We start from the raw sequence: 20,342 nt of genomic DNA, 5'->3' as shown, positions 1-20,342 counted from the left end.
TAGGTCGTTCATACGTTACGGCCAAAAGATCACCGAAAGATCTCCCGATCTCCCTCACCGTGAAGGCCTCATGCCCCCGACCCTCGCCTCGCTCGTCCACCACTCCGCGCTCAAACTGACCGTGCGCGCGGGCGAGGACCGCCTCGACGTGCCCGTCCGCTGGGCCCACGTCAGCGAGCTGGCCGACCCCGTGCCGTACATGGAGGGCGGCGAGCTGCTGCTGATCACCGCGCTCAAGCTGGACGCGGAGAACCCGGAGGCCATGCGGCGGTATGTGAAACGCCTGGTGGGCGCCGGTGTCGTCGGGCTCGGGTTCGCCGTCGGGGTGAACTACGAGGAGATTCCCGAAGCTCTCGTCGAGGCCGCGCAGGCGGAAGGGCTGCCGCTGCTGGAGGTACCCCGCCGCACCCCCTTCCTCGCCATCAGCAAGGCGGTGTCCGCCGCCATCGCCGCCGACCAGTACCGGGCCGTCACGGCCGGCTTCGCCGCGCAGCGCGAGTTGACCAAGCAGGCCCTGGGCGCCGGGCCCGAGGGACTGCTCGGCGCGCTCGCCGGGCAGGTCGACGGATGGGCGGCCCTGTACGACGCCTCCGGAGCCGTCGTCGCCGCCGCGCCCGAGTGGGCCGGCCGACGGGCCGCCCGGCTGACCGCCGAGGTCGAGCGGCTGCGGGAGCGGCCCGCCCCCGCCTCCTCCGTGGTCGGCGGGCCCGATCACGAGGACCGGGTCGAGCTGCACTCCCTGGGCACGGGGCGGCGGCCACGCGCCGCGCTCGCCGTCGGTACGGCCGCAGCCCTCGGCACCGCCGAACGGTACGCCGTCCACTCCGCCATCGCCCTGCTCACCCTCACCACCGAACGCTCCCGTTCCCTGCACGCCGCCGAGCAGCGCATCGGTACGGCGGTGCTGCGCATGCTGCTCGCCGGGCAGCCCGACCACGCCCGTGCCGTCGCCGGGGACCTGTACGGCGGGCTCCTCGACGCGCCGTTCCGGGTGATCGTCGCCGAATCGGTGTCCGGCTCGGCCGCACGGGCGCACGCGGACGCTCATGCCCATGCCCATGCCCATGCCAACGCGCACGCCCACGCCCACACCCACGCGCGTGTGCCCGGGGCCACGGGGCAGGCGGCCCCGGCCGCCGTTCTCGCCGCCACCGACACCGGCGGGGACCCGCTGGGCGGGCTGACGGAGACCGTGGAGTCCGCCGCCGCGCGCTCCGGGGAAGCCGTGCTGGTCGTGCCCGAAGGGGAGCGGCTGGTGGTGCTCGCCACCGACGGGGGCGCGGCGGTGGCCGCCTGTACGCAGTACGCGGCGGCGCTGGAAGCGGCGCGAGCGGTGCCCGAGCAGGCCGCGTCCGACGAGGACGAACTGGTCGTCGGGCTGTCCGCGCCGGCCGGGCCGATCGCCGCGGCGGCGGCCTACAAACAGGCCGAGCAGGCGCTGTCCGTGGCCCGGCGGCGGGGGCGCGTGCTGGTGGAGCACGAGCAGCTCGCCGCCGGATCCGTACTGCCGTTGCTGGCCGACGACGCGGTGAAGGCGTTCGCCGACGGGCTGCTGCGGGCGTTGCACGAGCACGACGCGACGGGGCGGGGTGATCTGGTCGCCTCCCTGCGGGCGTGGCTGTCGCGGCACGGGCAGTGGGACGCGGCGGCGGCGGACCTCGGTGTCCACCGGCACACCCTGCGGTACCGGATGCGACGCGTCGAGGAGATCCTGGGACGCTCCTTGGACGACCCCGACGTCCGGATGGAACTCTGGCTCGCCCTGAAGGCGACGTCGACGGAGTGACCTGCCCGGCCGGGGCAGGGGCAGGGGGCGAGGAGACGAGGGGGCATGGTGCTCTTCCCTCCTTGACCGTCCCCGTCTCCGCCGCCCCCGCTCCGCCGTCTACGCCCTCCTCGCCGGGCCCCGGCCGGTTCGCGCTGTCGATGCGCCGCGCGTGACCCCGCCATTCCGGCACACCCCCCACCCCGACTGCTACGACTCGGACAAACGACCCCCGGCCGCCCCCGCCCTACCGTGGACAGCGAACCGAAAGAACACCCCCGAACGCGGAAGGGCCGGGACTCACGACATGACTTCCACCCATGCCTTCTGGCTCGCCGGCCGCCAGGTCACCGGCGAGGACACCTTCGACGTCACCTCCCCGTGGGACGGCCGGCTCGTCGGCAAGGTCAGTGTGCCGACCGACGCCCAGGTCGAGGAGGCCGTGGCCGCCGCGTACGCCGTGCGGGACGAGTTCGCCGCCACCCCGGCGCACGTGCGCGCCGCCGCCCTGGACCACGTCAGCAAGCGGCTGGTCGAGCGCACCGAGGAGATCGCCCAGCTGATCTCCGCCGAGAACGGCAAGCCCATCAAGTGGGCCCGGGGGGAAGTCGGCCGCGCCGTCTCCGTGTTCCGGTTCGCCGCCGAAGAGGCCCGGCGGTTCAACGGCGGCGAGGCCCAGCGCCTCGACACCGACGCCGGCGGCCAGGGCCGGCTCGCCCTCACCCGTCGCTTCCCGAAGGGTGTCGTGCTCGGCATCGCGCCGTTCAACTTCCCCCTGAACCTGTGCGCCCACAAGGTCGCCCCGGCGATCGCCGCCGGTGCCCCGATCATCCTCAAGCCGGCCCCGGCCACCCCGCTCTCCGGCCTGGTCATCGGCGAGCTGCTGGCCGAGACCGAGCTGCCCGCCGGGTCGTGGAGCATCCTGCCGGTCGCCAACGACCGCATGCCCGCCCTCGTCCAGGACGAGCGCCTGCCGGTCATCTCCTTCACCGGTTCCGAGAAGGTCGGCTACGCGATCATGGACTCGGTGCCGCGCAAGCACTGCACGCTGGAGCTGGGCGGCAACGGAGCCGCGGTCGTCCTCGGCGACTTCGCCTCCGACGCCGACCTGGACTGGGCCGCGACCCGCATCGCGACCTTCTCCAACTACCAGGGCGGCCAGTCCTGCATCTCCGTGCAGCGGGTCATCGCGGACGCCTCCGTGTACGACCGTCTGCTGCCGCGCATCGTCGCCGCCGTCGAGGCCCAGGTCACCGGTGACCCGTCCGACGCCAAGACGGACGTCGGCCCGCTGGTCAGCGAGGACGCCGCCAAGCGCGTCGAGTCGTGGGTCAAGGAGGCCGTCGAGGCCGGTGCCACGCTCCTCACCGGTGGCGACCGCGACGGCGCCTCCTACGCGCCGACCGTCCTCACCGACGTACCCGCGAACGCCACCCTCGCCTGCGAGGAGGTCTTCGGGCCGGTCCTCACCGTGCAGAAGGTGGACGGCGAGGCCGCGGCGTTCGCCGCGGTCAACGACTCCAAGTACGGCCTCCAGGCGGGCGTGTTCACCCACGACCTGCAGGTCGCCTTCCGTGCCCACCGCGCCCTCGAGGTCGGCGGCGTGGTGATCGGCGACGTCCCGTCCTACCGCGCCGACCAGATGCCGTACGGCGGCGCCAAGCAGTCCGGTGTGGGCCGCGAAGGCGTGCGGTTCGCGATGGAGGACTACACCTACGAGCGCGTGCTGGTTCTCACCGGTCTCGCGCTCTGACCTGCCACGGACAGGTCGGACAGAACGGCCGGAGCCCACTGTGCGGGGGCTCCGGCCGTTCCTGTTCCCGGACCGAGGGATAACCCTGTGTCCGTTTCCCCGTTTTCTGGCCCCTGGTAAAGGATTCGACATCGGTCGTTCAAGAGTGTTGCCCTGTGTCTTGTTCTGTCCATGACCCACCCGATGAGATGCGCCTGACCAGTTCGTCCGGGCCGGGTCCTCCCGCTCAGGACGCTTCAGGAACACTCAGGGGACCACATGCACATAGCCCGTACCGGGCGCGGCGTCGCGGCGTCCGCCGCCACCGTCGCGCTCGCCGCCGCCGCACTGGCGGCCACCTCCCAGGCCGGCGCCACCACCGCCGCGCCCGCCGGTGTACCGCACACCTTCGCGGCACCGGCCATCGCGGGGCACAACCTGGTCCACGGCGTGGCCAGCCCGCTCCCGATCGCGCAGTGCCAGGCCAAGTGGCACATCAACTGCTACAACCCGCTGCAGTACCGCACCGCGTACAACCTGAACCCCCTGTACAAGAAGGGGATCACCGGCAAGGGCCGCACGATCGTCATCGTCGACTCCTTCGGGTCCCCGACCGTCCAGCACGATCTGGACGTGTACAGCAAGCAGTTCGGGCTGCCCAGCACCAAGGTCAAGGTGGTCAAGTGGGGCCACGTCCCCAAGTTCGACCCCAAGAACTCCGACATGACCGGCTGGGCCGGTGAGACGACCCTGGACGTCGAGATGGCCCATGCCGTCGCGCCCGGCGCCAAGATCGTCCTGGTGGAGACGGCGGTCGCGGAGACCGAGGGGACCACCGGTCTGCCGGAGATGATGTCCGCCGAGAAGCACCTGATCGACCAGGGCGTCGGCGATGTCATCAGCCAGAGCTTCGGCGCCACCGAGAACACCTTCCCGGGCTTCGACAAGGGCGACTTCTCCAGCATCAAGAAGCTGCGGTACGCCTTCGAGGACGCCCAGCGCAAGCACGTGACCGTCCTCGCCTCCTCGGGTGACGGCGGCGCCACGGACATGAAGCTGGACGGCAAGACGTACTACAAGAAGCGCGTCAACTCCTGGCCCTCGTCGGACCCGCTGGTCACCTCCATCGGCGGTACCCAGCTCCACCTGAACGACAAGGGTGAGCGCGTCAAGCCGGACAGCGTCTACAACGACTACGGCGCGGGCGGCGGCGGCCAGTCCCACGTGTTCACGCGTCCGTCCTTCCAGGACGGCGTGAAGAACGTCGTGGGCACCCGCCGCGGCACCCCGGACATCTCGATGGCCGCCGCGGTCAACGGCGGCGCCTGGGTCTACTCCAGCTACGACCCGACCGCCACCGGCTGGGACGTCAGCGGCGGCACCAGCGAGGCCAGCCCGCTGTTCTCGGGCATCGTCGCCCTCGCCGACCAGGCGGCCGGTCACCGCGTCGGGGACATCAACGGCGCCCTCTACACCCTTCTCAAGCAGAAGAACCCGGGCATCGTCGACGTCAACGACGGCACCGACAACACCTACCAGGGTGTCAAGGGCTACAAGGCGGTCAACGGCTACGACATGGCCACGGGCGTGGGCACTCTGGACGCCCTGCGCTTCGTGCCGGCCCTGGCGAAGGCCGCCCACCACGGCTGACGCTCCGCCACACACAGGGGAAGTCCCCAGGACGGCCCGGGTCCCCGACCCGGGCCGTCGGCGTGTCCAGCGGTACGGCAGGGAGCACCTCCGTGCGATCCGCTGTCAGTGGCATGTGCTTCACTGCCCCGCCATGGACACCCATGAAGTGCTCGCGGCCATCCACCCCTTGGTCTGGTCGCACAACCGGGAGTTGGAGTGCCGGGAGGCCGGGCATCCGAGGGGGCACGTGTGCCTGACGGCGTCCGACGGGACCGGGCCGGCCGCGCTGCGCGAGGAGTTGAGCGGCTGGTACGGACAGCCGCGCACGCTGGTCAGGGACGGGAGCGCCGACCCGGCGGCCTCCGAGCGGACCGGGCTGCCGCTCCTCGCTCCGTTCGGCGGCGACGTGGTCGAGATGTGCGCGTGGGCCGCCGGCGGGCGCTGGGTCGGCTGCGGTACCGCCCGCACCGGCGACGGCGTACGCACCGTCGTCGTCATCGCCGGGCGGACCGCACCCTCCGCGGCGGGGCTGCCGGAGGACGCCTCCTGGGTGGACCGGGTCGTCGCCGTCACGGGATGGGTGGCGGACCGGCCGCACGCCGTCGACTGGGCGGCGGCCGAGGCCAGGCTCGGGACCGCGCTGCCGAGCGACTACAAGCGGCTGGCCGAGGTGTTCGGGCGCGGCGCCTTCGACGGCTATCTCCAGCTCTACCTGCCCGGCGACCCGCACTCCGACCTCGTCGAGTACAGCGAGTGGCTGGCCCGGTGGGCCGAGGTGCACGGCAACCGGCTGTGGGAGCCGCACTGGCCCTACCCGGCTCCGGGCGGGCTGCTGAAGTGGGCCGACAGTGAGCAGGCCGACACGTTCCACTGGCTCACCGAGGGCCCCGACCCCGACGCGTGGCCCGTCATCGCCTACGAGGACGACGGCACCGCCTACCGGTTCGACGGGTCGACCGGGGAGTTCGTCCACCGCCTGCTCACCGATCCGCAGCAGCCCTTCTCGACCGCCCGCCACTTCCGCGCCCACTGGTTCCAGCGATACTAGGTAATGGGAATCGTTTCCATGTAGGCTGGGGGTGCAGGCCCGCCCTGAGGGGAGGGGTCCGGCACCGCTGCCTTCCGGTGCCGGCCCCCTCTCACGCGGGCGGCGCACGAACCGTAGTACGTCTCCGGGAGCGAGTCCGGGATCGAGGTCCTCAAGGGCTCGGGACGCCTGGACGCGAAGTCCTCATCCGTCGACATCGGCTGACCGCCATCGGCTGGGAATTCCGCTGAACGGACCGCGAGGGGTGGTGGGGTCGGCCCGTTTCGGGTACCAACGATCCAGTAGCACTGGTCGGTAGCGAACGGTCCGAATCATCCCTCTTCGCGGCGAGGTGAGCCTCATGTCCGCCCCCACCACTTCACGCACCACCGTCACCGAGCGCGAGGCACGCCAGGTGGCGGAGGCCGCCCGGCAGCAGGACTGGCACAAGCCCAGCTTCGCCAAGGAACTGTTCCTCGGGCGCTTCCGGCTCGACCTCATCCACCCCCACCCGCTCCCGGACCCCGAGAGCGTCCTGCGCGGCGAGGAGTTCCTCGCCAAGCTGCGCGCGTTCTGCGAGTCCACGATCGACTCCGCCCGCATCGAGCGCGAGGCCCGCATCCCCGACGAGGTCGTGGCGGGCCTGAAGGAGCTCGGCGCCCTCGGCATGAAGATCGACCCCAAGTACGGCGGTCTCGGCCTCACCCAGCTCTACTACAACAGGGCCCTCGCCCTGGCCGGCTCCGCGAGTCCGGCCGTCGGCGCGCTGCTCTCCGCCCACCAGTCGATCGGCGTACCACAGCCGCTGAAGATCTTCGGCACCCAGGAGCAGAAGGACGCCTTCCTGCCGCGCTGCGCCCGCACCGACATCTCCGCCTTCCTGCTCACCGAGCCGGACGTCGGCTCCGACCCGGCGCGGCTGGCCACCACGGCCGTACCGGACGGGGACGACTACGTCCTCGACGGGGTGAAGCTGTGGACCACCAACGGCGTGGTCGCCGACCTGCTCGTCGTCATGGCGCGCGTCCCGAAGTCCGAGGGGCACAAGGGCGGCATCACCGCGTTCGTGGTGGAGGCGACCGCGGAGGGCGTCACCGTCGAGAACCGCAACGCCTTCATGGGGCTGCGCGGCATCGAGAACGGGGTCACCCGGTTCCACCAGGTGCGGGTCCCGGCGGCGAACCGCATCGGCCCCGAGGGCGCGGGCCTGAAGATCGCGCTCACCACCCTCAACACCGGCCGGCTGTCACTGCCGGCGATGTGCGCGGGGTCCGGCAAGTGGTGCCTGAAGATCGCCCGCGAATGGTCGGCGGAGCGCGAGCAGTGGGGCAAGCCGGTCGCGCTGCACGAGGCCGTCGGCTCCAAGATCAGCTTTATCGCGGCCACCACCTTCGCCCTGGAGGCCGTCCTCGACCTGTCCTCGCAGATGGCCGACGAGGACCGCAACGACATCCGTATCGAGGCCGCCCTCGCCAAGCTCTACGGCTCCGAGATGGCCTGGAAGATGGCCGACGAACTGGTCCAGATCCGCGGCGGACGCGGCTACGAGACCGCCGAGTCCCTCAGGGCGCGCGGTGAACGGGCCGTCCCGGCCGAGCAGATGCTGCGTGACCTGCGCATCAACCGCATCTTCGAGGGCTCGACGGAGATCATGCACCTGCTGATCGCGCGCGAGGCCGTCGACGCCCACCTCACGGTCGCCGGTGACCTCATCGACCCCGACAAGTCCCTGTCCGACAAGGCGAAGGCGGGCGCGAACGCGGGTGTCTTCTACGCCAAGTGGCTGCCGAAGCTGGTCGCCGGGCCGGGTCAGCTTCCCACGTCCTACGGCCAGTTCAAGCACGGAGTCGACCTGTCCGGGCACCTGCGCTATGTCGAGCGCACCGCCCGCAAACTGGCCCGCTCCACCTTCTACGCCATGTCCCGCTGGCAGGGCCGGATGGAGACCAAGCAGGGCTTCCTCGGCCGGATCGTGGACATCGGCGCCGAGCTGTTCGCGATGAGCGCGGCCTGTGTCCGGGCCGAGATGCTGCGCGGCCGGGACGAACACGGCCGCGAGGCCTACCAGCTGGCCGACGCCTTCTGCCGGCAGGCCCGGATCCGGGTCGAGGAACTCTTCGGCCGGCTGTGGACCAACACCGACGCCCTCGACCGCAGTGTGGTCAAGGGCGTCCTCGGCGGGGCCTACACCTGGCTCGAGGAGGGGATCGTCGACCCGTCCGGGGACGGTCCGTGGATCGCCGACGCGACCCCCGGACCGGCTACCCGGCCGAGTGAGCGCCGCCCCTACGGCGACTGAGCCCCTCCTGCGCCGGCCGACAGGGCGCCTGGGATCAGGCTCCCCAGGTGCCCTGCTTCACGGCGCAGTTCCAGCCCGAGCCGTACAGGCTGAACTTCAGCTGGTAGGAGTTCTTGTTGAGCAGGTGCGAGGGCACCCTGAAGCCGAGGCTGGCCTTGCCCTTGAACGTCCCCGTGTAGACGGACACCGACGTGGTGGAGTTGCGGGTGATCCGGCCGCCGGTCGGCTTGGCCTTGCCGAAGCGGAGGTTCTTGACGTTCGTGACGTTGAACGTGACCTTCTTGAAGCTCTGGGACGTCTTGCTCTTGATGCCGAAGTACAGGCCCCCGTTCGTGACCCAGCCGTGCGAGTCGACGTAGAAGCGGCTCGGGTACACGATGTTGATCGGGCAGCCGGCGCTGGTCGACGTCCGGGTGGCGGCCGATGCCGCTCCGGCGACGCCGAGCTGAGCGGCGCTCAGAACTCCCGCGGTGGCCAGGACGGCCGCGGTCGCGCGCATACGGTTCATGGTGGAACTCCTCCCCCTTTGGCCCTTCTTGACTGGGCCCCGACGGAGAAGGATGCCATCTCCCGGGACCCGACGTGCACATTTTCAGCAGTACTTGTCGCTCGGGGCCCGCGTGGTCCAGGAACAGGAGTCCACTTTGGACCCGCTCACCCTGGTGAGGGTGGCCGTGTCCCGGCCGTGGTTCCAGACGTGGGCGCGGCGGCCCTGGTACGTGTCCGACGCGATGTCGTCCGCGAAAGTGATGCGAGTGAAGTGTTATCACATGATCTTCACTGAGACTTCACGAGGGGAAGGTCACTCCACACGGTGACGAAACCCGTTCACGCACCCGCCCGGGGGACGCCCTGTCCGGACCGTCACCGCTTGCGGCAACAATGGAGGGATGACCGACAGCCCCACCCATCCGGCACCCCTCGCCGATCCGCACCTCGTCTACGACCCCCTCGCGGGCGACGGCCCCAAGGACGTGGTGATCCTCGGCTCCACCGGATCCATCGGCACCCAGGCGATCGACCTCGTGCTGCGCCACCCCGACCGCTTCCGGGTCACCGCCCTGTCCGCGAACGGCGGCCGCGTCGCCCTCCTCGCCGAGCAGGCGCACCGGCTGCGGGTGCGGACCGTCGCGGTCGCCCGCGAGGACGTCGTACCCGCCCTGCGCGAGGCCCTCGCCGCCGAGTACGGCCCCGGCGAGCCGCTCCCCGAGATCCTCGCCGGACCGGACGCCGCCACCCGGCTCGCCGCCTCCGACTGCCACACGGTGCTGAACGGCATCACCGGCTCCATCGGCCTGGCCCCCACCCTCGCCGCCCTGGAGGCGGGCCGCACCCTCGCGCTCGCCAACAAGGAATCCCTGATCGTCGGCGGGCCCCTGGTCAAGGCGCTCGCCAAGCCGGGGCAGATCATCCCGGTCGACTCCGAGCACGCCGCCCTCTTCCAGGCGCTGGCGTCGGGGACGCGGGCCGACGTCCGCAAGCTCGTGGTGACGGCCTCCGGCGGCCCCTTCCGCGGCCGTAGCAAGGCCGAGCTGGCGCACGTCACCGTCGAGGACGCCCTCGCCCACCCCACCTGGGCCATGGGCCCGGTGATCACGATCAACTCCGCGACCCTCGTCAACAAGGGCCTGGAGGTCATCGAGGCGCACCTCCTCTACGACATTCCCTTCGACCGCATTGAGGTGGTCGTGCATCCCCAGTCGTATGTCCACTCGATGGTCGAGTTCACCGACGGATCCACGATCGCCCAGGCGACGCCCCCCGACATGCGCGGGCCCATCGCCATCGGTCTGGGCTGGCCCGAACGCGTCCCCGACGCCGCGCCCGCCTTCGACTGGAGCAGGGCCTCCACCTGGGAGTTCTTCCCGCTGGACAACGAGGCCTTCCCCTCGGTGAACCTCGCCCGGCACGTGGGGCGGCTCGCGGGGACCGCTCCGGCGGTGTTCAATGCGGCCAACGAGGAGTGCGTCGAGGCCTTCCGCAGCGGCGCCCTGCCCTTCAACGGGATCATGGAAACCGTCACCCGGATCGTCGAGGAGCACGGCACCCCGGACACGGGAACTTCACTCACGGTGTCGGACGTCCTCGAAGCGGAGACCTGGGCGCGAGCCCGGGCCCGTGAACTGACAGCCACGACGGCGACCGCGGAGGCGCGTGCATGACGACCTTGATGTTCATCCTCGGCATAGTGGTCTTCGTGGTCGGCCTGCTGGTCTCGATCGCATGGCACGAGCTGGGGCACCTGTCCACGGCCAAGCTCTTCGGCATCCGCGTCCCGCAGTACATGGTCGGCTTCGGCCCGACCATCTGGTCGCGGAAGAAGGGCGAGACCGAGTACGGCATCAAGGGCGTCCCGCTCGGCGGCTACATCCGCATGATCGGGATGTTCCCGCCCGACGACCAGGGCCGGGTCTCCGCCCGCTCCACCTCGCCGTGGCGCGGCATGATCGAGGACGCCCGCTCGGCCGCCTTCGAGGAACTGCAGCCCGGTGACGAGACGCGCATGTTCTACACGCGCAAGCCGTGGAAGCGCGTCATCGTCATGTTCGCGGGCCCGTTCATGAACCTGATCCTGGCGATCGGCCTGTTCTTCACGGTCCTGATGGGCTTCGGCATCCAGCAGCAGACCACCACCGTCGCCTCGGTCTCGCCGTGCTCCATCGACCAGAGCCAGCACCGCGACACCTGCAAGAAGTCCGACCCGGTGTCCCCGGCGGCGCAGGCCGGCATGAAGCCGCACGACAGGATCGTCTCCTTTGACGGCGTCGCGACCAAGGACTGGAACACGCTCTCGGACCTCATCCGCGACAGCGCCGGCAAGAGCGTCGCGATCGTCGTCGACCGCAAGGGCCAGGAGCTGACCCTGCACACGACGATCGCGACGAACAGGGTCGCCAAGAAGGACTCCAGCGGCCAGTACGTCCAGGGCAAGTACGTCGAGGCCGGCTTCCTCGGCTTCAGCGCCGCCACCGGCGTCGTCCACCAGGACTTCGGCCAGTCCGTGACCTGGATGTCCGACCGGGTCGGTGACGCCGTCGACTCGCTCGCCGCCCTGCCCGGCAAGATCCCCGGCCTGTGGGACGCCGCCTTCGGCGACGGCCCGCGCGAGCCGGACTCCCCGATGGGCATCGTCGGAGCGGCCCGGGTGACCGGCGAGATCGCCACCCTCGACATCCCCGCCTCCCAGCAGGTCGCGGGATTCGTGATGCTCCTCGCCGGCTTCAACCTCTCCCTGTTCCTGTTCAACATGCTCCCGCTGCTCCCGCTCGACGGCGGGCACATCGCGGGCGCCCTGTGGGAGGCCCTGCGGCGGAACGTGGCCAGGGTGCTGCGCCGCCCGGACCCCGGCCCGTTCGACGTGGCGAAGCTGATGCCGGTGGCGTATGTGGTGGCCGGGATCTTCGTCTGCTTCACCCTGCTCGTCCTGGTCGCGGACCTCGTCAACCCGGTCAAGATCAGTTAGCGGGGCGACGAGCCGGACGTGGTCGGCCGGACGTGGTTAACCCGGGGAGAATCTCCCCGTCATCCGACGTTCGGGGCGGCCCGGGACGCGTGGTTCCGGGCCGCCTTCCATCGGGTGGGTTTGCCGGGTGGGATGTGCTCGCGCCAAGGCCCGTGCCGTAACCTCGAAGCCTGGAGCCCGCCGGCCCGCGGGACCGGACCTTGATCCACGACTTGGGGTTGCACAGCAGATGACTGCGATTTCTCTCGGCATGCCGTCCGTTCCGACCAAGCTCGCCGAGCGCCGGAAGAGCCGGCAGATCCAGGTCGGAAGCGTGGCGGTCGGCGGAGATGCGCCCGTCTCGGTCCAGTCGATGACCACGACCCGTACGTCCGACATCGGCGCCACCCTCCAGCAGATCGCCGAGCTGACCGCGTCCGGCTGCCAGATCGTCCGTGTGGCCTGCCCCACCCAGGACGACGCCGACGCCCTCGCGACCATCGCCAGGAAGTCCCAGATCCCGGTCATCGCGGACATCCACTTCCAGCCCAAGTACGTCTTCGCCGCCATCGAGGCCGGCTGCGCCGCGGTCCGCGTCAACCCAGGCAACATCAAGCAGTTCGACGACAAGGTCAAGGAGATCGCCAAGGCCGCCAAGGACCACGGCACCCCGATCCGCATCGGCGTCAACGCCGGCTCCCTCGACAGGCGCCTGCTGCAGAAGTACGGCAAGGCGACCCCCGAGGCCCTGGTCGAGTCGGCCCTGTGGGAGGCGTCGCTGTTCGAGGAGCACGACTTCCGCGACATCAAGATCTCGGTGAAGCACAACGACCCGGTGATCATGATCGAGGCGTACAAGCAGCTGGCGGCGCAGTGCGACTACCCGCTGCACCTGGGTGTCACGGAGGCCGGCCCGGCGTTCCAGGGCACGATCAAGTCGGCGGTGGCTTTCGGAGCCCTGCTGAGCCAGGGCATCGGCGACACGATCCGCGTGTCCCTGTCCGCGCCCCCCGCCGAGGAGGTCAAGGTCGGTCTCCAGATCCTCCAGTCCCTCGGCCTGCGCCAGCGCGGCCTGGAGATCGTCTCCTGCCCCTCCTGCGGCCGCGCCCAGGTCGATGTCTACAAGCTGGCGGAGGAGGTCACCGCCGGCCTGACGGGCATGGACGTCCCCCTCCGCGTGGCCGTCATGGGCTGCGTCGTCAACGGCCCCGGCGAGGCCCGCGAGGCCGACCTCGGCGTCGCCTCCGGCAACGGCAAGGGCCAGATCTTCGTCAAGGGCGAGGTCATCAAGACGGTCCCCGAGTCCAAGATCGTCGAGACCCTCATCGAGGAGGCCATGAAGCTGGCCGAGCAGATGCAGGACGAGGGCGTGGAGTCGGGCGAGCCGTCGGTGTCGGTCACGGGCTGATCCCTTCGACTGTCCTGCGAGTCCCGTCACCGTGTGGTGGCGGGACTCACGTGTACCTCCGCCCAGACGGATTTGCCGCGTTCCCGCGGAGTGACACCCCACTTGTCGGCGAGCGCCTCCACCAGCAGCAGCCCACGGCCGGACTCATCCTGCGGAACCCGTACCTCGGGCAGCCGCTCGGCACGGGTGTCGGAAACCTCCACCCGCAGGGCTCCGGCCGACTCGATGAGCTGGAGCCGGAAGTCCCGACCGGGTACGTGCCCGTGCCGTACGGCGTTCGCGACGAGCTCGGCGGCGATCAGTGTGACGGCTTCATTGACGGGTCCGTCGTAGGGGTGCCCCCACTCGTCCAGCCGGTGCGAGACGAGCCGCCGGGCAAGCCGCGCTCCGCGCGGGGTGGAGGTGAGGCGCATGGTGAATTCGGGGGTGGAGATTTCTGACTTTATGCTGCTTACGCTTCCGCACGCTCAGTAACGTTGAACAGCGGCAGCACCTTGACCAGCAGGCGTTGTACGAGCGGGAGGTGCGGCTGTACGCGGGCGCGCCGTGACCGGCGGTGGCGCGAGGGCATTGGGGGTGTATGTGAGCGACGAAGTGCAGGCAGAGCAAGAAGTACCGGAGGCGGAGGGGGAGTCCGAGCCCGGCTCGGGCGTACCGCTCATCTTCGGGCGGCTGTTGAAGCGGCTGCGGACCCAGGGGGGCATGGAACGGGCCGAACTCGGCCGCATCACTGGCTACTCGGGGGCGACCATCGCGTCGTTCGAGCAGGGCAGGCGCATCCCTTCGGCGAGGTTCATCATGCAGGCCGACGAGGCGCTGGACGCGCACGGGGTGCTGGTCGAGTTCATCGAGGAGATGGAGAGGGCGCAGTATCCGGCGTTCTTCCAGGACGCGGCGGTGCTGGAGAAGAAGGCTGTCGCGCTGCACTTCTTCGCCGTTCAGACCGTGCCAGGTCTGCTTCAGACGGAGGACTACGCGCGGGCGGTCTTCACCGTTCGGCGACCTCCGCTGGACGAGGCGACGATCGAGCAGCGCGTGGCAGCCAGGTTGGCCCGTCAGGAGATCTTCGGACGGAAACCGATGCCCACCATCAGTTTCGTGATGGAGGAGGCGGTTCTGCGCAAGGGGCTGGGCGGACGGGGTGTCGTGCGGGGCCAGTTGGAGCAGATCCTGCTCATCGGTCAGCGGTCCAACGTGGAGATCCAGGTAATGCCGGACGGCTGCGGGGAGCATGCGGCCCTCTCCGGACGATTCACCTTGATCGAGACGACGAAAGGGCGCAGGATCGCGTATGTGGAGGCGTACAAGAGCAGCCGTCTCTTCATCGATCGTTCGACGGTCAGGGAACTGGAGGAGCGGTACGGTCTCCTACGGGCCCAGGCCCTGTCCCCGCGCGAATCACTGGCCCTCGTAGAGAAGTTGCTGGGAGAGACATGAATGTCGAAGAGCCGACCAGGTTCGTGTGGTTCAAGAGCAGCTACAGCGACGGCGAGGGCGGCGAATGCGTAGAGGTCGCCACCAGCCCCACCACCATCCACGTACGCGACTCCAAGCAGGATCCCACCACCGCCCCCACCCTCACGCTGCCCCCCGCCGCCTGGCAGGCGTTCCTCGGGCTTACGCAATCCTGAACGGAACTTTACCGTCCCTTTGGTGCCGCTCCCGATTGCGAACTCGTCATGCCCACTAGGGTCTTCGGGCTGGTGAGCAGACTGACGGGGAGGGGCGCGGCACCATGGGTGACCAGGGCGGCAGCGGCGGCGACGGCAAGATACTCGACATCAAGATGGCGGATCTGAAGCAGACGGCTCCGCATTTCCACACGCACAGCACTGATCTCACCAAGGCGCTCACCAAGCTCAAGACGGCGCTCGCGGCGGCCGGTTCACCGTGGGGCGACGACAAGCAGGGCAAGGAGTTCCACAAGGTCTACGGACCGAACGTCACGAAGATCGAGAAGGCCGCGACCATCCTCGCTCAGGGACTCGCCAGCATCGAGCAGGCGATGACCGACATGGCGGACGGCCACATCGACAACGAGCAGCTCGTCCGCTCGATGTTCAGCCGGATCCAGGTGAAGCACGACGGCCACGGCGAGGGCGGGGGCCAGCCGAAGTGAGCGCGGCCGACAAGGCGAAGCAGATCGTCCAGGACCTCACCGGCATGTGGTGGCCGGCGGCTGACGAGGACGGACTGCGGGACGCGGCGAAGGCCTGGCGGCAGTTCGCCGACGACATCGAAGACGTACTGTCCGCGGCGAACAAGTCGGCCCGCGGCATCATCGACAACAACAAGGGCGAGGCGATCTCCGCCTTCGACGACCCGTACTGGCGCCGCTACTACTACAACGGCCACGGCTGGCTCAAGGACATGGCCGACGCCGCCCGGGGCATGGCCAAGGCGCTCGACAAGTACGCCGACGTCGTGCACAAGGCGGTCAAGAAGCTGGAACACGAGCTGGAGATCGTCGGCGCGACCATCGTCGCGGGCACCGCGCTCGCCATCTTCACGGCCGGTATCTCCGAAGGCGCGGCAGCGGCGGCCACGGCGAGCATCGTGGAACTCGCGGGGACCCTGGGCATCGAGGTCTCCACCGAGGTCGCCACGATCGCGGGCACCACCCTGGCCACGGCCGCGTTCGGCGGTGTCGAGTCGGTCGCCGTCGACCTGGCCGTCACCCAGCCGGTCGCCATCGCCACCGGCGAGAGCAAGGGCTTCAGCCTGGACGAGGCGAGCGACGCGGCGACGACCGGCATGGTGTTCGGCGGCATGTTCGGCGGCGGGGGAGCCCTCGCCAAGGCGGCGGGCGAGGCGGGCGGCTTCCGCGCCCTCTTCGACGGCATCTCCATCCCCGGCGCGCGCGCCCTGCCCAGCGAACTCGACGGCCTCGGCTCCGACCTGAGCGCGGGTGAGCGGGCCGCGGCAGGTGACGCCCGCCGGGCCGCGGGCGAGGACCCGGAGGGCGTGGCGGAGAACCCGAAGAACAAGGTCCAGGACGACAACACCGACCCGGTCGACCTGGTCACCGGCAAGATGTACCTGCCGCAGACGGATGTCGCACTCCCCGGAACCCTGCCCCTGACCTTCACCCGCCGCGTGGAGTCCGGCTACCGCCTGGGCCACTGGTTCGGCCCGTCCTGGTCCTCCACCGTCGACCAGCACCTGGCCATCGACGCCGAGGGAGTCATCTTCGTCACGGAGGACGGCCGCCTCCTGACCTACCCCCACCCCGAGCCCGGCGCCCCGTCGCTTCCCGCCCACGGCAGCAGCCGCTGGCCGCTGGCCCGGGTCGACGAGGGCTACACGATCACCGACCCCAGTTCCGGCCGAGTCTGGCACTTTGCCGACCAGACGGAAGACCGGGCGGTCCTGGAACAGATAGACGACCGCAACGGCAACTGGCTGACCTTCGAGTACGACACCGAGGGCACCCCGCTCGCGATCGCCTCCTCCGCCGGCTACCGCCTGAAGATCACGACAGCGGGCGACCGGATCACGGCCCTGCACCTGGCGGGCGCGGCCCCGGACGGCACCGATGTGGAGATCAAGCGCTACGGCTACTCCGCCGAGGGCCACCTGACGGAGGTCTTCAATTCCTCGGGTCTCCCGTTGCGCTTCGGCTACGACGACCGCGGCCGGGTGGTGTCCTGGACGGACACGAACGACCGCAGTTACACCTACGAGTACGACGACCGGGACCGCTGCATCGCCGAGAGCGGCTCACACGGCCACATGGCCCTGCGCCTGTCGTACGACGACACGGACCCGGCGACCGGCCACCGCGTCACCACCACGGTGACGGGCGAGGGCCACACCCGCCGCTACCTCATCAACGCCAACAGCCAGGTCGTCACCGAGATCGACCCCCTGGGCGCGGCCACCCGCTTCACCCGCGACCGCTACAACCGCCTGCTGTCGCACACCGACCCCCTGGGCCACACGACGACGTTCCGCTACGACGACGAGGGCAACCTCGTCTCGGTCGTCCGCCCGGACGGCCGTGAGGCGAGAGCGGAGTACAACGACCTGGGCCTGCCGGTGAAGGTGACCGGCACGGACGGCAACACCCACCGCCGTACCTACGACGAACGGGGCAACCGCACATCGGTGACGGACCCCGCGTCACAGGCCAGCCGCTTCACCTACTCGGAGGCCGGTCACCTGACGTCGGTGACGGACCCGCTGGGCAACACGACGCGGGTGATCTGCAACCGCGCGGGCCTCCCCGTCGAGGTCACCGACCCCCTGGGCGCGGTCACCCGCTACACCCGGGACGCCTTCGGCCGCCCGGTCGCGATCACGGACCCGACCGGCGCGACGACCCACCTGGAATGGACGGTGGAAGGCCACCTGGCGCGCCGCACGGCTCCCGACGGCACGACGGAGAGCTGGACGTACGACGGCGAGGGCAACTGCACCAGCCACACCGATCCCCTGGGTGGCGTCACCCACTTCGAATACACCCACTTCGACCTCCTGTCGGCCCGCACGGGCCCGGACGGCGTCCGCTACGAGTTCGCCCACGACAGCGAACTGCACCTGACGAAGGTCACGAACCCGCAGGGCCTGACGTGGGAGTACGCCTACGACCCCGCAGGCCGCCTGCTGTCGGAGACGGACTTCGACGACCGCACGCTGACGTACGAGCACGACCCGGCGGGCCACCTGACCTCATGCCGGAACGCCCTCGGCGAGGTGACGTCCTTCGAGCGTGACGCGCTGGGGCGGATCACCACCAAGAACGCCGCAGGCGCCGTCACCACGTACGCCTACGACTTCACCGACAACCTCGCCCAGGCCACCGGCCCGGACGGCACGACCCTGACACTGCTGCGCGACCGCTACGGCCGCCTGCACTCGGAAACGGTCGACGGCCGCACGCTGACGTACACCTACGACTCCCTGGGCCGCCGCACCGGCCGCACGACACCCACAGGTGCCGTCTCCACGTGGTCGTACGACGCGGCGGGCAACCGCACCCGGCTGACCACCAACGGCCGCACGATCGACTTCGCCTACGACGAGGCGGGCCGCGAACTGACCCGCCACATAGCCGAAACGATCACCCTGGAGCACACCTTCGACCCCCTGGGCCGCCTGACCACCCAGTCGGTGACCGGCGCGCAGGGCCGCACGCTGCAGAGCCGGGCGTACACCTACCGCGCCGACGGCAATCCGACCGCCGTGGAAGACCACCTCTCCGGCACCCGCCGCTTCGACCTGGACGCGACGGGCCGGGTGACGGCGGTCCACGCGGCGGGCTGGACGGAACGCTACGCCTACGACCAGGCGGGCAACCAGACAGAAGCCACCTGGCCGACGAACCACCCGGGCGCGGAGGCAACCGGCCCCCGCACCTACACGGGCACCCGCATCACCCGAGCCGGCCACGTCCGCTACGAACACGACGCACTGGGCCGCATCACCCTCCGCCAGAAGACCCGCCTGTCCCGCAAGCCGGACACCTGGCACTACGAATGGGACACCGAAGACCGCCTCACCTCGGCGACCACGCCGGACGGCACCCGCTGGCGCTACACCTACGACCCCCTGGGCCGCCGCACCGCGAAACTCCGCCTGGCCGAGGACGGCGAAACGGTCCTGGAGAGGGTGGACTTCACCTGGGACGGCACCACTCTCTGCGAGCAGACGACCACCTCTTCGGCCCTCCCCAACCCGGTCACCCTCACCTGGGACCACCAGGGCCTGCGCCCCTTGGCCCAGACGGAACGCATCACCGCGGCCGAGGCACCCCAGGACGAGATCGACTCCCGCTTCTTCGCCATAGTCACCGACCTCGTCGGCACCCCGAACGAACTCATAGACGAACACGGCGACATCGCCTGGCGCACCCGCAGCACCCTCTGGGGAGCGACGGCATGGGCGGCCAACAGCACCACCTACACACCCCTGCGCTTCCCGGGCCAGTACTACGACCCCGAGACCGGCCTCCACTACAACTACTTCCGCCACTACGACCCCGAAGCCGCCCGGTATCTCACCCCCGACCCCCTCGGCCTCGCACCGGCGCCCAATCCCTCGGCGTACGTCGACAATCCACACACTTGGTGTGACCCGCTGGGCCTGGCTCCGGAGTACGACAAGAAGCCGAAGCGCCCACCGGAGATAACCGTCGGAAAGGATCCTGACGGGAACATACCGTTCGACAGTTTCGAGCAGGCAAGGAACAAGGCTCTCGACATCATGGGGGAAATCGACCCTCATACGAGGCAGCCCTACATAAGCAGGTTGGAGAACTCTGCGGCTCACGGCGAGGTTGTGGGATTTGAAACGCGGGTCAACGGCGAATGGAAGCAATTCCGCATAGACTATGACCCCGTCAAGGGGCCGCACATCAATGTGGCCATCGGAAAGGGCGAGGCTCGCTATGCAGTACGGTGGGACGGAACAGAAGCGGACATGCTGCGAATCCTGAAAAGGAATACATAGTGAGTAACCGTCACCCGTACGGCAGCGGCAGGGCGCGACTCGATGATCTCCTGAGAGGGATGAAACCCGAAGAGCGGCAGGATGTGATGATCCTCGAGAAAGGGGAAAGCGACACTTTCGAGGCGTGCAGCCTGAACAGGTTTCCTCACTCCGCCTGGGAAGGTATCGACTGGGAGGCGGTCGATTTCCTGGACCAGGAGTTCACCTCTGGAGAACGCGAGGCGGCTGAGGTGATGGGTGGCTGGCTGACACGCGCCACCTCGCCGGAATCCCTCTTGGTCATTTTCTGGGGCAACGCCGTAGTCCCGACTGTTGCACTGCCTGCAGAAGAGGCAAAAAGACATGCCGAGGAGATCCTGTACACAAGTGCGGATGTGTGGCTGTTTTCCGTTGACGACCGTATCTTGATCGAATACACCCACGATGGGCTCCTGACAATGGCCGAGGTGCCGCAGTGACGCCACGTGGACCGTGGACAGCACCATGGTCCGAGTACTACTGGGGCTGAAGTGGTGCACATGAAATCCATGCGCGGGCGAGCGCAGTACCAAGGGCGGCACCCCATGCCAGGGGTGCCGCCCTTGTGC

15 protein-coding genes are annotated in these 20,342 nt (G+C 69.7%); 13 read left to right on the top strand and 2 right to left on the bottom strand.

Annotation, left to right across the window (positions count from 1 at the left end):
* The first annotated feature begins 70 nt into the window (after window positions 1-70).
* The 5 genes from ACWC94_RS14990 (at window position 71) to ACWC94_RS14970 (ending at window position 8,455) form a co-directional block, all read left to right on the top strand.
* Window positions 71-1,786 carry a PucR family transcriptional regulator gene (locus tag ACWC94_RS14990; protein ID WP_450796960.1) on the top strand — a complete coding sequence of 572 codons (1,716 nt, stop codon included), beginning with the start codon at window positions 71-73 and terminating at the stop codon, window positions 1,784-1,786.
* A 286-nt stretch (window positions 1,787-2,072) separates the two neighbouring features.
* A complete protein-coding gene (locus ACWC94_RS14985; protein WP_450796959.1) occupies window positions 2,073-3,518 on the top strand; it encodes an aldehyde dehydrogenase family protein in 1,446 nt (481 codons plus the stop codon).
* A 258-nt stretch (window positions 3,519-3,776) separates the two neighbouring features.
* Window positions 3,777-5,147, top strand: coding sequence for a S53 family peptidase (locus tag ACWC94_RS14980; RefSeq protein WP_450796958.1), 1,371 nt, complete (start codon window positions 3,777-3,779; stop codon window positions 5,145-5,147).
* 133 nt (window positions 5,148-5,280) lie between these two features.
* Window positions 5,281-6,177 (top strand): SMI1/KNR4 family protein, encoded by an 897-nt coding sequence (locus ACWC94_RS14975; protein ID WP_450796957.1) that lies wholly within the window; start codon window positions 5,281-5,283, stop codon window positions 6,175-6,177.
* A 340-nt stretch (window positions 6,178-6,517) separates the two neighbouring features.
* Window positions 6,518-8,455 carry an acyl-CoA dehydrogenase family protein gene (locus tag ACWC94_RS14970; protein ID WP_450796956.1) on the top strand — a complete coding sequence of 646 codons (1,938 nt, stop codon included), beginning with the start codon at window positions 6,518-6,520 and terminating at the stop codon, window positions 8,453-8,455.
* A gap of 34 nt (window positions 8,456-8,489) precedes the next feature.
* Here ACWC94_RS14970 and ACWC94_RS14965 read toward each other — a convergent pair whose 3' ends face one another.
* Window positions 8,490-8,963 carry a hypothetical protein gene (locus ACWC94_RS14965; protein WP_450796955.1) on the bottom strand — a complete coding sequence of 158 codons (474 nt, stop codon included), beginning with the start codon at window positions 8,961-8,963 and terminating at the stop codon, window positions 8,490-8,492.
* Window positions 8,964-9,345: 382 nt separating this feature from the next.
* On the opposite strand from ACWC94_RS14965, the gene dxr reads away from it, so the two are divergent.
* The 3 genes from dxr (at window position 9,346) to ispG (ending at window position 13,305) form a co-directional block, all read left to right on the top strand.
* Window positions 9,346-10,617, top strand: coding sequence for a 1-deoxy-D-xylulose-5-phosphate reductoisomerase (gene dxr / locus ACWC94_RS14960; protein ID WP_450796954.1), 1,272 nt, complete (start codon window positions 9,346-9,348; stop codon window positions 10,615-10,617).
* 8 nt (window positions 10,618-10,625) lie between these two features.
* Window positions 10,626-11,918 (top strand): M50 family metallopeptidase, encoded by a 1,293-nt coding sequence (locus tag ACWC94_RS14955; protein ID WP_450797079.1) that lies wholly within the window; start codon window positions 10,626-10,628, stop codon window positions 11,916-11,918.
* Between the two features lie 229 nt (window positions 11,919-12,147).
* Window positions 12,148-13,305, top strand: coding sequence for a flavodoxin-dependent (E)-4-hydroxy-3-methylbut-2-enyl-diphosphate synthase (gene ispG / locus ACWC94_RS14950; protein WP_450796953.1), 1,158 nt, complete (start codon window positions 12,148-12,150; stop codon window positions 13,303-13,305).
* Between the two features lie 26 nt (window positions 13,306-13,331).
* Here ispG and ACWC94_RS14945 read toward each other — a convergent pair whose 3' ends face one another.
* Complete coding sequence (locus ACWC94_RS14945) at window positions 13,332-13,718, bottom strand: ATP-binding protein (protein ID WP_450796952.1); 387 nt, start codon at window positions 13,716-13,718, stop codon at window positions 13,332-13,334.
* Window positions 13,719-13,887: 169 nt separating this feature from the next.
* Here ACWC94_RS14945 and ACWC94_RS14940 point away from each other — a divergent pair, with 169 nt between their 5' ends.
* The 5 genes from ACWC94_RS14940 (at window position 13,888) to ACWC94_RS14920 (ending at window position 20,213) form a co-directional block, all read left to right on the top strand.
* On the top strand, window positions 13,888-14,742 hold the full coding sequence (locus tag ACWC94_RS14940; RefSeq protein ID WP_450797078.1) for a helix-turn-helix domain-containing protein: 855 nt from the start codon (window positions 13,888-13,890) through the stop codon (window positions 14,740-14,742).
* Window positions 14,739-14,936: a DUF397 domain-containing protein gene (locus ACWC94_RS14935; RefSeq protein ID WP_450796951.1), complete on the top strand. Its 198-nt coding sequence runs from the start codon at window positions 14,739-14,741 to the stop codon at window positions 14,934-14,936. Before ACWC94_RS14940 ends, ACWC94_RS14935 begins: the two co-directional genes overlap by 4 nt.
* A 104-nt stretch (window positions 14,937-15,040) precedes the next feature.
* Window positions 15,041-15,424 carry a WXG100 family type VII secretion target gene (locus ACWC94_RS14930; protein WP_363217611.1) on the top strand — a complete coding sequence of 128 codons (384 nt, stop codon included), beginning with the start codon at window positions 15,041-15,043 and terminating at the stop codon, window positions 15,422-15,424.
* On the top strand, window positions 15,421-19,755 hold the full coding sequence (locus ACWC94_RS14925) for a DUF6531 domain-containing protein (RefSeq protein WP_450796950.1): 4,335 nt from the start codon (window positions 15,421-15,423) through the stop codon (window positions 19,753-19,755). The genes ACWC94_RS14930 and ACWC94_RS14925 overlap by 4 nt, the downstream gene beginning before the upstream one ends.
* Window positions 19,755-20,213 carry a CDI toxin immunity protein gene (locus ACWC94_RS14920; protein WP_450796949.1) on the top strand — a complete coding sequence of 153 codons (459 nt, stop codon included), beginning with the start codon at window positions 19,755-19,757 and terminating at the stop codon, window positions 20,211-20,213. Before ACWC94_RS14925 ends, ACWC94_RS14920 begins: the two co-directional genes overlap by 1 nt.
* Window positions 20,214-20,342 lie beyond the last annotated feature (129 nt).

It is taken from the genome of Streptomyces sp. NPDC001135, from assembly GCF_053598395.1.
This window is presented reverse-complemented; position numbering and strand designations above follow the sequence as displayed.

Coding starts and splice junctions, on each gene's coding strand:
- ACWC94_RS14990 (WP_450796960.1), top strand. CDS start 71: ATGCCCCCGACCCTCGCCTCGCTCGTCCACCACTCCGCGCTCAAACTG.
- ACWC94_RS14945 (WP_450796952.1), bottom strand. CDS start 13,718: ATGCGCCTCACCTCCACCCCGCGCGGAGCGCGGCTTGCCCGGCGGCTC.
- ACWC94_RS14930 (WP_363217611.1), top strand. CDS start 15,041: ATGGGTGACCAGGGCGGCAGCGGCGGCGACGGCAAGATACTCGACATC.
- ispG (WP_450796953.1), top strand. CDS start 12,148: ATGACTGCGATTTCTCTCGGCATGCCGTCCGTTCCGACCAAGCTCGCC.
- ACWC94_RS14935 (WP_450796951.1), top strand. CDS start 14,739: ATGAATGTCGAAGAGCCGACCAGGTTCGTGTGGTTCAAGAGCAGCTAC.
- ACWC94_RS14955 (WP_450797079.1), top strand. CDS start 10,626: ATGTTCATCCTCGGCATAGTGGTCTTCGTGGTCGGCCTGCTGGTCTCG.
- ACWC94_RS14965 (WP_450796955.1), bottom strand. CDS start 8,963: ATGAACCGTATGCGCGCGACCGCGGCCGTCCTGGCCACCGCGGGAGTT.
- dxr (WP_450796954.1), top strand. CDS start 9,346: ATGACCGACAGCCCCACCCATCCGGCACCCCTCGCCGATCCGCACCTC.
- ACWC94_RS14980 (WP_450796958.1), top strand. CDS start 3,777: ATGCACATAGCCCGTACCGGGCGCGGCGTCGCGGCGTCCGCCGCCACC.
- ACWC94_RS14970 (WP_450796956.1), top strand. CDS start 6,518: ATGTCCGCCCCCACCACTTCACGCACCACCGTCACCGAGCGCGAGGCA.
- ACWC94_RS14975 (WP_450796957.1), top strand. CDS start 5,281: ATGGACACCCATGAAGTGCTCGCGGCCATCCACCCCTTGGTCTGGTCG.
- ACWC94_RS14985 (WP_450796959.1), top strand. CDS start 2,073: ATGACTTCCACCCATGCCTTCTGGCTCGCCGGCCGCCAGGTCACCGGC.